Genomic DNA, 10,280 nt, shown 5'->3' with positions numbered 1-10,280 from the left:
CGGGCCACCCCACTCCTGAGTGTGCGGGCCTGCGTCCGCCGTCAAGGGCGTCCCTCTCCGCTTCGCTGCGAGGGGCGTCGCTGCGCGATGGGGCTTCGCCCCACCCTTGACTGCGGACTCCGGCCCGTGACAGACCGGCGGCTATGGGTGGCCCGGAGGGAGCGGCGCTCCTTGAAGGCGCGTACGGGTCGGTGGGCCGGTGGACGGGGGCCGGGCCATCGGAGCCGGCCCGCCCTGTGCGCGGACGGGCCCTGTGCCGGTGGCTGCGGGCGGGCCTTGGGCCGGTGGCTGCGGGCGGGCCTTGGGCCGGTGGCTGCGGGCGGGCCTTGGGCCGGTGGCTGTGACCCCGCCCGGTGCCGGTGCTGCCGACGGGTCCCGTGCTGGTGCTGCGGGTGGGTCCTGTGCCGGTGGCTTGCGGAGCCGGGTCTCCTGCCCAGTTGTCGGCTGGCTCGGCGGGGTGGGTTCGTCCCCGGCTTCGGGCTGGGGTGTGGGCGGGGTGGTGGTAGGTGGGCGAAAGTCGGGCTGCGGGGGCGTTTTGCCTGGGTTTTTGCCGCTGTTGTGGCGAGTTTTTGGCGGTGGCGCGCATTCCGGGTGGCCTGGGGGAGGGGGCGGCCGGCTGGCGGTGGGTGGGTGCGTCTGGAGGGGCGAAAGTCGGCGCTGAGGGCCTGATTCGGGGCGGATCGGGGGGTGTTACCGCGAGTTACGGCCGCATTTCTCCGCTCGGGAGGCGGGCCGGGTGAGCGGGGAGTGGCTGCTGATGGCCGGGGATGTGGGCGGGACGACTGGCTGGGGGGTGAGCCGGAGCCCTCGGACAGCATGAGGACCTTCGGGACGGTGGTCCGAGTGCTGTGCGAACAAGCGGGGTTGAGTCGGGAGCAACTCGGGACCACGTGCGGTACTCGAAGCACACGGTTGCCTCGACCGAAGGCGGCCGCCGGATGCCACCGTCCGACTTCGTGGAGCGGGCCGAGCCCGTGCCGACCGTGGACGTGCACCGGACAGTGTGGCCTCGGTCGCGTGGTCCCGTGACGGCACTCGCCTGCTCACCGGTTCCTTCGACGGCACCGCGCGAGTGTGGGCCGCCGAGCCCGACCTTGACCGCTTGGAGCCGGAAGCGCGCGGCCGGGTCTTCCGCGGCCTCGCCGAAGGCGGGCGACTGCAGCACACGCTGCCGCTGAACCCGTGATCACCACCGCAGGTCGACCGTCTCGACCACGCGGTCCTTGGTGTGCACCAGGTAGCCGTCCGGGTCGAGGTTCATCGCCCTGCGCTCCGGAGCGATGCTGCGTCATGGATCCAGAGACCCGAGGAGGCGGCGCGCCGTCGGCCTTGCCGACTGGTCGACTGCACTGCCGCCCATGGAGGCCGCGTAGGCGGGTCAGGTGTCGAGCTCGCACCACACGATCTTGCCCACGCCCCTCCGTTCCGCCACCCCCCACCGGGCCGCCATCGCCTCTACGAGCAGCAACCCCCGGCCGCACTCGTCCTCCACGTCGTACGGCCGCTCCCGCGCCGGCAGCCGCTCCCGCCGGGTGTCGGCCACCTCGATACGGATCACGCCGTCGACGCGGAGCCGCATCGCGACGTGGAAGTCCCGCCCCGGGACCCGGCCGTGCAGCACGGCGTTCGCGCACAACTCCGCGACCGCCGTCTCTGCCGTCAGTGACACCTCCCCGTTGCGGGGGAAGCCCCACGTCTCCAACCGCTGCACGGCAAGCAGACGAGCAAGGCGGGCGCCACGGCGGCTGGACGTGAACTGCATCGCGAACGTCCGGGCGAGCGCGGTTGGTTGCGCGCCGGGGGCGCGTTCCGGTTCTCGTGCAATCGTTGGGGTGTTCATGGATCCCCACGGTGCCGGTGAGGCGAATACCCTGGCCAGGCGTACAGCGCCTACGGAGAGTGCTGTACCGGGCACGTAGTGCGAGTGGGGAGGCGATTCAGTATGGCGGAATCCAAGCGTCCGAGTCGACCGGTGGACGACGAAGGGGCGGGGATCCTGCGCGCCTTCGGGCGGCAGCAGAAGATCCTCCGAGAGCGGATCGGCGTCACACAGCCGCAGTTGGCTGGTCGGATCGGGTACAGCGAGTACCTGGTCGGGGCGGTCGAGCAGGGGCGGAGGATCCCGCGCCCGGAGTACGTCGACCAGGTGGACGTGGCGCTGGACGCGGGCGGGCTGCTGAAGGTGGCGAAGCCGGAGCTGCTACGGGTCCGGTATCCCGCGTTCTTCGAGGACTTCGCGGCCCTGGAGAAGGAGGCGGTGGAACTGCAGGTGTACGACTCGCAGGTGATCAATGGTCTCCTGCAGACCGAGGAGTACGCCCGTGCAGTCATGGGCGCCCGTCGTCCACCGGCAAGTGAGGACACCATCCAGCAACGAGTGGCCGCTCGACTCGACCGGCAGGCGATCTTCGACCGTCAGCCTCCGCCGTTGCTGAGCTTCGTCCTGGAAGAGGCTGTGCTGCGACGACCGATCGGTGGAAAGGAAGTGCTCCGTGGCCAATTGGAGCACCTGATCCTCATCGGGCGACGGCCGCACGTCGAGATCCAGGTCATGCCGACGGACGTTGAAGAACACGCCGGGCTGGCGGGTCCGTTGACCTTGCTTGAGACTGAGGAGCAGCGCAGGATTGCGTATGTCGAAGTGCAGAGCACCAGCCAACTGATCGTCGAGCGGAAGAAGGTCCGCGACATCGAGGGGCGGTATGGCATCCTTCGGGCGCAGGCCCTGACGCCTCGCGAATCACTGGACTTCATCGAGAAGCTCTTGGGAGGGCAATGAGCACGCCGACTTGGTTCAAGAGCACCTACAGCGACGGCGAGGGTGGTGCGTGCGTCGAGGTCGCCCTCGACTGGCGCAAGTCGTCCCACAGCGGTGATGACGGCGGCCAGTGCGTCGAGGTCGCCGCCACCCCCGCCGCCGTTCACGTCCGGGACTCCAAGGACCCCGACGGCCCCATGCTCACCTTCTCCGCCGACGCCTGGTCGGCCTTCACCGACTTCGCCTCCAGCCTGCCCCGGTAGCAAAAACCGCCCAGCGCCAGCTCTACTTCCTCCGGGCTCGGCACAGGGCGGTAGCAGCCAGGTACCGCGCGGCGTAGGCGCTGCCGTAGGCCGTGCCGCGGCTTCGTAGGGCCAGGTCGCGGAGTGCTCCGCCCGGTCGGCGCTGTTCGATCAACTCCGTGAAGATCGCCTCGTGGCGGGCCGCGATCCGGGCCGGGTCGAAGCGTGCGGAGGCGGCGCGCGCCGCCGCCCCCGTGCGGCGGCGCAGGTCGTCGTCCTGGATCAGCTCAAGCAATGCCTCCGCCACGGCGTTCGCGTCGCCGACCGGGACCAGGCGGCCGTCCACGCCGTCTTCGATGATCTCGCCCGGCCCGTGCGGGCAGTCGGTGGCGACGACCGGCAGCGCGCAGCGCATCGCTTCCACGATCGTCATGCCGAACGACTCCTTGCTCGATGTGACCGCGGCGAGGGAGCCCTTGGCCCATTCCTTCTCCATGGGGTTCGCGTTGCCCATGAGGAAGACGTGCTCCGTGAGCTGGAGGTCCGCGATGAGCGCGCGCAGTGCGTCGCGCTCGTTGCCGGTCCGGTCGCCGCTGCCGTAGATCCGTAAGCTCCAGTCGGGTCGGACGGCGACGACCCTGGAGAAGGCCTCGATCAGCAGGTCGTAGCGCTTGACCCGGGTCAGCCGGCCGGCGGCGACGACGACCTTGGCGCTGCCGTCCGAGGGGGCGACGGCCGGCGTCGGCACGCTGTTGGGGACGGCCTCGATGCGGACGCCGGGCAACTTCAGGCGGGTGCGGTAGGCGTGGGCGTCGGCTTCGGTGACCGTCGTGACCGCGTCGAGGAGGCCGTAGCGGAGGCCGAGTTCGCGACGCAGGCGCCCGCCGTGGCCGTCGAGCGTCAGGTGCTCCTGGGCGACGCGGACCTGGCCGCGGCGGGTCTGGCGGGCGAGGTGGACGTTGAGGCCGGGGCGGGTGCCGACGACGACGTCGGCGTCGACCGTGCGCAGGTAGGCCCCTATGCGGTCGTCGGTGAGCTTGCTGTACTGCCGGTGTCTGCCGTCGCCACGCGGGAAGACCCGGGCCGGTTTGCGGTGGTCCGGCAGGTCGCCCGCGTAGTCGGGGCTTGCTCGGCGCAGGTCGACGAGCGTGCGGATGGGGACGCCCTCCGGCGCTTCCATCATGGGCTCGTCGCGGTGCCGGAAGACGGAGACGAGTTCCACGTCGTGCCGCTCCGCCAGGGCCCGCGCGAGGTTGAAGGTCGTACGGATGGTGCCCCCGATTCCGTACGTATTGTGCAGCAGGAATGACATACGCATGCGTGGTCCGTGCCCCCCAGATGTAGTCGAACAAGACGCTAGTTCTTCGCCGCAGAGGCCCCTTCTGTTCTTCCGGTGGCGGGAGGGGCGTGTGGGACGTAGCGTCGGATGGGGGACTACGGCATCGGAGGAGTACGAAGATGCTGGAGAACACCGCGCGCAACAAGCGCTACATCGTCGGATCCGTCCTCGTCCTCGCCGGTGTGGTGGGCGTGGTCTGGAGTGTCTGGCTGCCCTGGTACAACGGCCGGGACGGTCGGTTCTACGCGCTCGGGAGCGTCTTCGACGGGATTTCGGACACCCGCGCGCAGCTCTTCGGGTCGATCTTCCTGCCCTTCGCGTTCGCCGCGCTCGTGGCCGTCTACGGGATGCTGGCGCGCTCGCGCGTCCTCGTCGTCCTCGCCGCCCTGCTGGTGCTCTTCATCACCGCGCTGTGGATGCTCCGGCAAAGCCAGCTGGTCGGCGGCCTGAAGGTCAACACCGACGGCACCGGTCTGGACGTCGGGACGGCGAACGCCGTGATCGGCGCCGCGCTCATGCTGATCGGCGTGGTCGTCTGGGGCAAGCAGCGCCGCCGCCCCGTCACCGCGGAAGGGACCACGACCGAGGCCCACCGTCGTGTCGTCTCCACCACCGACAAGCCCCGGCGGCCCGGCGAGGCGGAATCCCCCGCCCGGCCCCCCGGCGAGGCGGAACCCCCCGCCGACCGGCCCGAGGAACCGCCCCGCGCCGCCTAGCCGCCGTGAGTCCGAGGAGATACTGGGCCCTCGGAACGGAACACAGGCGGATGAGGAGTACGGCCGGTGACCGGTGACAACCGTGTGGGACCGCCCCGCTCGGGAAGCGAGCGCGACACGCTGCGGGCTTATCTCGACTACCACCGCGCCACCCTCGCCATGAAGTGCGCGGGGCTGAGCGACGAGGAGCTGCGGCGGCGGTCGATGCCGCCGTCCACGCTCTCGCTGCTCGGTCTGGTCCGGCACATGGCCGAGGTGGAACGTGCGTGGTTCCGCCGCGTGTTCGAGGACCACGACGTGCCCATGGTCTGGTCCGACCGGATCGACTTCCAGGCGGCGTACGACGCGAGCGGGTCGACGAGGGCCGAGGCGTTCGGCGCCTGGGAGGCCGAGGTGGCGCACTCGCGCCGGATCGAGCGGGCGGCCGCCTCCCTGGATCGGACCGGGTATCAGCCGAGGTGGGAGGGCGAGGTGTCGCTGCGGATGGTGATGGTGCACGTACTCCTGGAGTACGGCCGCCACAACGGGCACGCGGACTTCCTGCGGGAGGGCATCGACGGGACCGTGGGCGCCTGAGCCCGCGGGCGCCGAGGGGCGTGGGGCCCGGCCTCCTGCCGGGCCCCAGCCTCCCGGGCTACGCCTTCGGGTCCGCCGGGTGGAAGTTGATGCGTTCCCTGACGACGGGGTAGCCGGCCTTGGCGAAGTTCGCGGCCATGGGGAAGTTGCCCCGGTCCGTCGCGCCGCTGATGAACTCCGCGCCCTGCTCGACGAGGAAGTGGGTGCAGTCGGCGAGGAGGTCGTAGGCGTAGCCGTTGCCGCGGTGTTCGGGCAGAACCCCGATGAAGCCGATGGTCGGTCCTGAGGGGTTGTGGGCGGGGATGTGGATTCCGGCCAGCTCGCCGTCGGGCGTGTACGCGGTCTGCCACCACTGGCGGGGGGAGGGGCACCAGTGGAAGAAGTCGAGTTCTTCCCGGGCGGCCTGGTCGAGGCCGCCTTCCTCGATGGCCTTGAGCGCGTGGGCGTCCAGGGTGACGGAGTGGATGCGGCGCAGGGCGTCGAAGAACACGCTGTCGTCGGGTTCGGCGCGGAAGCGCAGCCGCCCGGGGCGCTCGGGGAGGCCGTGGTCCGGGGTCCAGCGGTAGAGGAACCGCTCGACGAGGAGTTCGTACCCGGCGGCGCGGGCGGCGGCGAAGCGGGTGTCGGCGGCGGCGCGCAGGGCGGGGTCGTCGCGCCAGTCGCCGGGCAGGTTGATTTCGAGTTCGACCCGCCAGGGCACGGAGCGCAGGAGCCGGGCCCCCGCCTCCTCCTCGCCTTCGGCCACGTCGAACCAGTTGATGCTGAGGGGCTCCGCGTCGTCGGGGCCGCCCCACCAGGCGCCGCGGGCGACGACCCGGCCGTCGCGCAGGGCGACGCGCTTCCATTCCGTACGGAACCGGGTGCGGCGGTGGCTTTCGCGGGCGCCGAGGGGGTCGGGCAGGGCGTCGAAGAGAGGGGCGTCGCTCTCGGTGAGCGCACGGATGACCGTATCGGTCATGGAATCCTCCGGGATACGTGCTGTACGGCGCGCTCCCGTCAGGACTTACGAACCACGCCGGACTGCGGACGAGGGGAGCGCCGGGTAAGGGTGAACGTCACGGCACTCGCCTCCTTCCGTCCGTCTCAGGGCGTGCCGTCACACAGTAGGTGATCACCGCCGGTTCGTCCACGGTTTTCCGGGCCGGGAAAACCGGTGGAGCGGCGCCGCCCCGCGCCCGTACGGTGACCGCGACCGAGTCGTCGAGGCAAGGGCGTGCCGTTGTACACCGTGTGAGACCTCCCAAGCGCTGATTGGTCGCGCGTCGTGCGCCGCTCCGTGCGGGCGCCGTCGCGCTGCTTTTTGCTGCGGTTTTCTCACACAGATACCGGTGTACTTCTGTGCTCACAGACTGGTTGGTCATGCCCACCTGCCTGCCGCTCGTCCGCCGCCGCTGTCACGCGTGCGCGTCCGGGCGTTTCCGGGCGAACGGCAAGTTCCGCGTCAACGCCCACCACAAGCTCCTCGACGTCTGGCTCCTCGCGCTCTGTACGGGCTGCGGGGAGACCGCGAAGCTCACGGTCCTGGAGCGGGTGAACGTACGCTCCGTACGCCCCGAACTCCTGGCCCGGCTCCACCACGACGACATCCACCTGGCCGCCACCCTGCTCCAGGACCCGGCCCTCCGGCGCCGCAACCGCATCGCGCTGGACTGGACGGGCGCCTGGCGCCTGGACACGGGCGGCACGGACCACCTGAACCGCGAGGTCATCGACGTCACGGTGCGCTTCGCGGCCCGGATCCCGGTCCGCCCGGTGCGGCTGATCGCGGACGGCTGCGACCTCACGCGAGCCGAGGCGGAGCGCCTGATCGACGAGGGGAGGCTCCTCTCGGCGATCCGCCTCACGGCCAAAGTGACCGGCGACTTCACCTTCACCCTCAAACGCTGAGCGTCCCCCGCTCCCGGTGGCGCGTCCGGCGCGGGCCACCGGGAGCGGGGATCAGCGGCGCGGGGCCGTCGGGCCCCGTGTCGAGTCCGGCGACACCCTCGATGCGCACCCAGCGCACCTTCAACCCGTCCGCGCCGCCGCCGTAGTGGCGCAGGTGGGCGCGGAGGACCCGGACCGAGCCGAGCAGACAGCGGTGCCTGTACAGCAGTATCAGGACGATCCCCAGCCCCACGGCAGCAAGTCCCCGGCCCCAGCCGCCGCCCAGGCCGAACCCGGCGGCGAAGGCGAGGCCGAGGACCAGAACGAAACCGAAGCAACTGCTCATCGCTGCCCGCCTCCCGGTCCGGCTCGGCGGCCGGCGTGCCAGGGCCGGCCGGGGATCCGTCCCGGGACGCGCTACGCGACGGCGGTGGCCTCCAGTTCCACCAGGAGGGTCGGGATCGCCAGGCGGGTGACGCCGAGCATCGTCGTCGCCGGGGCGGTCTTCGCCGCGGCCAGGCGGGCGGCCAACTCGCCGTAGTGCTGGAAGAGGACGTCGACGTCGGTGGTGTAGACGTTGAGGCGGACGAGGTTTTCCAGGGACATGTCCGCCTGGGCGAGGACCGCCTCCAGGTTGTCCAGGCTGAGCGTGAGCTGTGCGGCCATGTCGCCCGCGTGCTGCGGCCTGCCCTCGGGGCTCATGGCGGTCTGGCCGGAGACGAAGAGGGTGCGGGTGTGGCCGGAGACCAGTTCGCCCTGGTGGAAGCCCATCTCCGTCGACCAGGTGACCGGGTTTATCGCTGTACGTTCCATGGGCGTCAGCCTCGCAACGAATGACGACATCCTGTGTCGTATATCCTGCTAGATTTTTTCGCATGCGCGCCGATCGTCTGGTCTCGCTGGTCCTGCTGCTCCGCCAGCGGGGCCGGCTCTCCGCGGCCACGCTCGCGCGTGAGCTGGAGGTCTCCACCCGCACCGTGCTGCGTGACATCGACGCGCTGTCCGCGGCCGGGGTCCCGGTCCACTCCGAGCGCGGCCGGCACGGCGGGTTCGCGCTGTTGCCCGGGTTCCGTACGGAGCTGACCGGGCTCAACCACGACGAAGCCCTCGCCCTCCTCATCGCCGGATCGCGGCGCGGCGCGCAGGCGTTCGGGCTCGGCTCGGCGCTCGCGTCGGCGATGCTCAAGGTGGTCGACGCGCTGCCGCCCGGCTACCGCGACACCGCCGCGGGCGTGGCCGAACGGCTCCTCGTCGACCCCGAGACCGACCTCCTCGCCCGCCCGCTCACCGCGGACGAGGTACCGGACGACGTGATAGCCGCCATCCGCGGCGCCGTGTTCGCCGGGCGGAAGCTGCGGATCCGCTACGCCCCCGAGGGGCGGGCCGCGGCGTGGCGCACGGTGGACCCGATCGGCCTGGTGACCGTACGGGACAAGGGCTACCTGCTCGCCGCCCGTGACGGCGCCGACCGCACCTACCGGCTCTCGCGGGTACGCGCCGCGGAGGAACTCCCCGAACCGGCGCAGCGCCCCGAGCGCGTCGACCTGGACCGGGCGTGGCAGGAGCGGAGCGCCCGGTTCCGTAGCGGCGGGGACCAGGTCGCGGTGACGGTACGGATCACGCCGCGGCGCCGCGAGGAGCTGGTGGGCACCGCGCTCGCGGTGCTCGCCGAGGACGTGGAGCCGGACGGGCGGCTGCGGCTGGAGGCGGCGTTCCAGGACGCGCGGCACGCCGAGTGGGCGGTGTGGCAACTCGCGACGGACGCCGAGGCGTTGTCGCCGCAGTGGCTGCGTACGGCCCTGCGCGACCGCGCCGCGGCCCTCGCCGCCCACTACGCGGGCGGGTCGGCTACGGCGGCGGGGTCAGGCTGATCCGGAACTCCTGGTCCGCCGCGTCCGAGCAGCGGGCCTGGACGATCTCGGCGCCGGGGGCGGTGTCTTCGTCGCGCGGCGCCAGGCACGCGCCGGTACCCGGGAGGATGCGGAAGGGGGTGTCCGCCCCCTGGCCGGCCGCTTCGAGGCGGAAGCGCTGCGCCGGGTCGTCGTCGGCGCAGGCGTCGCGGGGTTCGAGCAGTCCGCGGCCGGGGCCTTCGCGCATGGCGGTCAGGCAGCCGATGCCGTGCTCCGGGTGGTGCCACTGGATCTGTACGGCGCCGTCGCCGACCGGTTCGAGGTAGACCCGCGGCACGACGGCCCGTCCGCAGGGCTGCTGGGCCGCGACCGCCGTGCGATAGCGGCCCGTACGGTCGGAGCCTTCCGTGACACAGAGCCCGGGGCTGCGGGCAGGATGAAGCTGCGCCCAACTGCCCACGGCCTTGAGGCCCTTCAGCTCCCTGAGACCGGGCCCCGGCAGCGGATCGCCGCTGACCGCCGCACGCGGCTCGCCGGGCTCCGACTTATCCGGCAGCAGCGCCTGTACGCCCAGCGTGCCCCCGGCGCCGAGCCCCACCGCCGCCAGCAGCCCGGCCGCCCACCGCCACCGCGGGGCGGCCGCGGGCGGCGGCGGCTCGGGGCCGTCGTCCGCCTTGTCAGGTTCGCGCCGCGGCACACATCCTCGGTCTCAGTCGCCGCAACCGCTCGGCGGCGGCGGCGCTGGTCACGGGGGCCGGTCGCGCTCCGCCCGTCGCTCGGCGAAGCCGGTCCGCTCCCCCGGACCGGCACGGGCCGGGGCCGTCGCGTGGGACAACCACGGCGGCCTCGTCCCCGACGCAGGCGGTGAGCGCCGTCAGGGGCCCCGCACGGGGGGCGGGGCCCCTGACGGGTTGTGGAACGCGACGGGGCCTT

General features: G+C 72.0%; 13 protein-coding genes and 1 pseudogene. 8 read left to right on the top strand and 6 right to left on the bottom strand.

Going from position 1 to position 10,280, the window contains the following annotated elements:
• Positions 1-816: 816 nt before the first annotated feature.
• Together ABGA99_RS20890 and ABGA99_RS20885 are read left to right on the top strand one after the other, a co-directional pair.
• Positions 817-971 (top strand): annotated as a pseudogene (locus ABGA99_RS20890) (helix-turn-helix transcriptional regulator); the annotation flags it as partial.
• A gap of 32 nt (positions 972-1,003) precedes the next feature.
• Entirely contained in the window at positions 1,004-1,186 is a 183-nt protein-coding gene (locus ABGA99_RS20885) for a WD40 repeat domain-containing protein (protein ID WP_347583183.1), read from the top strand.
• 192 nt (positions 1,187-1,378) lie between these two features.
• Here ABGA99_RS20885 and ABGA99_RS20880 read toward each other — a convergent pair whose 3' ends face one another.
• Positions 1,379-1,840: an ATP-binding protein gene (locus tag ABGA99_RS20880; protein WP_347578968.1), complete on the bottom strand. Its 462-nt coding sequence runs from the start codon at positions 1,838-1,840 to the stop codon at positions 1,379-1,381.
• 102 nt (positions 1,841-1,942) lie between these two features.
• Here ABGA99_RS20880 and ABGA99_RS20875 point away from each other — a divergent pair, with 102 nt between their 5' ends.
• The gene (locus ABGA99_RS20875) at positions 1,943-2,779 is read left to right on the top strand and encodes a helix-turn-helix transcriptional regulator (protein ID WP_347583182.1); all 837 of its coding nucleotides are present in this window, start codon (positions 1,943-1,945) and stop codon (positions 2,777-2,779) included.
• A complete protein-coding gene (locus ABGA99_RS20870; RefSeq protein WP_347583181.1) occupies positions 2,776-3,021 on the top strand; it encodes a DUF397 domain-containing protein in 246 nt (81 codons plus the stop codon). The genes ABGA99_RS20875 and ABGA99_RS20870 overlap by 4 nt, the downstream gene beginning before the upstream one ends.
• Positions 3,022-3,043: 22 nt before the next feature.
• Here the strand turns inward: ABGA99_RS20870 and ABGA99_RS20865 are convergent, their stop codons facing one another.
• Positions 3,044-4,318, bottom strand: coding sequence for a glycosyltransferase family 4 protein (locus ABGA99_RS20865; RefSeq protein WP_347583180.1), 1,275 nt, complete (start codon positions 4,316-4,318; stop codon positions 3,044-3,046).
• A gap of 140 nt (positions 4,319-4,458) precedes the next feature.
• Here ABGA99_RS20865 and ABGA99_RS20860 point away from each other — a divergent pair, with 140 nt between their 5' ends.
• Both ABGA99_RS20860 and ABGA99_RS20855 read left to right on the top strand, forming a co-directional pair.
• Positions 4,459-5,055 (top strand): hypothetical protein, encoded by a 597-nt coding sequence (locus tag ABGA99_RS20860; protein WP_347583179.1) that lies wholly within the window; start codon positions 4,459-4,461, stop codon positions 5,053-5,055.
• A 66-nt stretch (positions 5,056-5,121) separates the two neighbouring features.
• Positions 5,122-5,631, top strand: a complete 510-nt coding sequence (locus tag ABGA99_RS20855; RefSeq protein WP_347578973.1) for a DinB family protein — start codon at positions 5,122-5,124, stop codon at positions 5,629-5,631.
• A 58-nt stretch (positions 5,632-5,689) separates the two neighbouring features.
• On the opposite strand, the gene ABGA99_RS20850 is transcribed toward ABGA99_RS20855, so the two are convergent.
• Positions 5,690-6,589 (bottom strand): GNAT family N-acetyltransferase, encoded by a 900-nt coding sequence (locus ABGA99_RS20850; protein WP_347583178.1) that lies wholly within the window; start codon positions 6,587-6,589, stop codon positions 5,690-5,692.
• Positions 6,590-6,990: 401 nt separating this feature from the next.
• Here ABGA99_RS20850 and ABGA99_RS20845 point away from each other — a divergent pair, with 401 nt between their 5' ends.
• Positions 6,991-7,518, top strand: a complete 528-nt coding sequence (locus tag ABGA99_RS20845; RefSeq protein WP_347578975.1) for a DUF1062 domain-containing protein — start codon at positions 6,991-6,993, stop codon at positions 7,516-7,518.
• Here the strand turns inward: ABGA99_RS20845 and ABGA99_RS20840 are convergent.
• Entirely contained in the window at positions 7,508-7,843 is a 336-nt protein-coding gene (locus tag ABGA99_RS20840; protein ID WP_347583177.1) for a hypothetical protein, read from the bottom strand. The two genes, ABGA99_RS20845 and ABGA99_RS20840, sit on opposite strands and share 11 nt — an antisense overlap.
• 71 nt (positions 7,844-7,914) lie before the next feature.
• Positions 7,915-8,310: a RidA family protein gene (locus ABGA99_RS20835; RefSeq protein ID WP_347578977.1), complete on the bottom strand. Its 396-nt coding sequence runs from the start codon at positions 8,308-8,310 to the stop codon at positions 7,915-7,917.
• 62 nt (positions 8,311-8,372) lie between these two features.
• Here ABGA99_RS20835 and ABGA99_RS20830 point away from each other — a divergent pair, with 62 nt between their 5' ends.
• Positions 8,373-9,368 (top strand): WYL domain-containing protein, encoded by a 996-nt coding sequence (locus ABGA99_RS20830; RefSeq protein ID WP_347578978.1) that lies wholly within the window; start codon positions 8,373-8,375, stop codon positions 9,366-9,368.
• Here ABGA99_RS20830 and ABGA99_RS20825 read toward each other — a convergent pair.
• Positions 9,346-10,044 carry a hypothetical protein gene (locus tag ABGA99_RS20825; RefSeq protein WP_347583176.1) on the bottom strand — a complete coding sequence of 233 codons (699 nt, stop codon included), beginning with the start codon at positions 10,042-10,044 and terminating at the stop codon, positions 9,346-9,348. The genes ABGA99_RS20830 and ABGA99_RS20825 overlap by 23 nt on opposite strands.
• Between the last annotated feature and the right edge of the window lie 236 nt (positions 10,045-10,280).

This window comes from Streptomyces sp. B5E4 (assembly GCF_039871555.1).
In the GTDB taxonomy this organism is placed as follows: Bacteria; Actinomycetota; Actinomycetes; order Streptomycetales; family Streptomycetaceae; genus Streptomyces.
Note: the sequence above shows the minus strand (reverse complement) of the source record. Positions and strands in the feature narration are given on the sequence as shown.

What these genes read in the sequence shown, in the direction of transcription:
- ABGA99_RS20880 (WP_347578968.1), bottom strand. Translation starts at nt 1,840, where the DNA reads ATGAACACCCCAACGATTGCACGAGAACCGGAACGCGCCCCCGGCGCG.
- ABGA99_RS20875 (WP_347583182.1), top strand. Translation starts at nt 1,943, where the DNA reads ATGGCGGAATCCAAGCGTCCGAGTCGACCGGTGGACGACGAAGGGGCG.
- ABGA99_RS20870 (WP_347583181.1), top strand. Translation starts at nt 2,776, where the DNA reads ATGAGCACGCCGACTTGGTTCAAGAGCACCTACAGCGACGGCGAGGGT.
- ABGA99_RS20865 (WP_347583180.1), bottom strand. Translation starts at nt 4,318, where the DNA reads ATGCGTATGTCATTCCTGCTGCACAATACGTACGGAATCGGGGGCACC.
- ABGA99_RS20860 (WP_347583179.1), top strand. Translation starts at nt 4,459, where the DNA reads ATGCTGGAGAACACCGCGCGCAACAAGCGCTACATCGTCGGATCCGTC.
- ABGA99_RS20850 (WP_347583178.1), bottom strand. Translation starts at nt 6,589, where the DNA reads ATGACCGATACGGTCATCCGTGCGCTCACCGAGAGCGACGCCCCTCTC.
- ABGA99_RS20845 (WP_347578975.1), top strand. Translation starts at nt 6,991, where the DNA reads ATGCCCACCTGCCTGCCGCTCGTCCGCCGCCGCTGTCACGCGTGCGCG.
- ABGA99_RS20840 (WP_347583177.1), bottom strand. Translation starts at nt 7,843, where the DNA reads ATGAGCAGTTGCTTCGGTTTCGTTCTGGTCCTCGGCCTCGCCTTCGCC.
- ABGA99_RS20835 (WP_347578977.1), bottom strand. Translation starts at nt 8,310, where the DNA reads ATGGAACGTACAGCGATAAACCCGGTCACCTGGTCGACGGAGATGGGC.
- ABGA99_RS20830 (WP_347578978.1), top strand. Translation starts at nt 8,373, where the DNA reads ATGCGCGCCGATCGTCTGGTCTCGCTGGTCCTGCTGCTCCGCCAGCGG.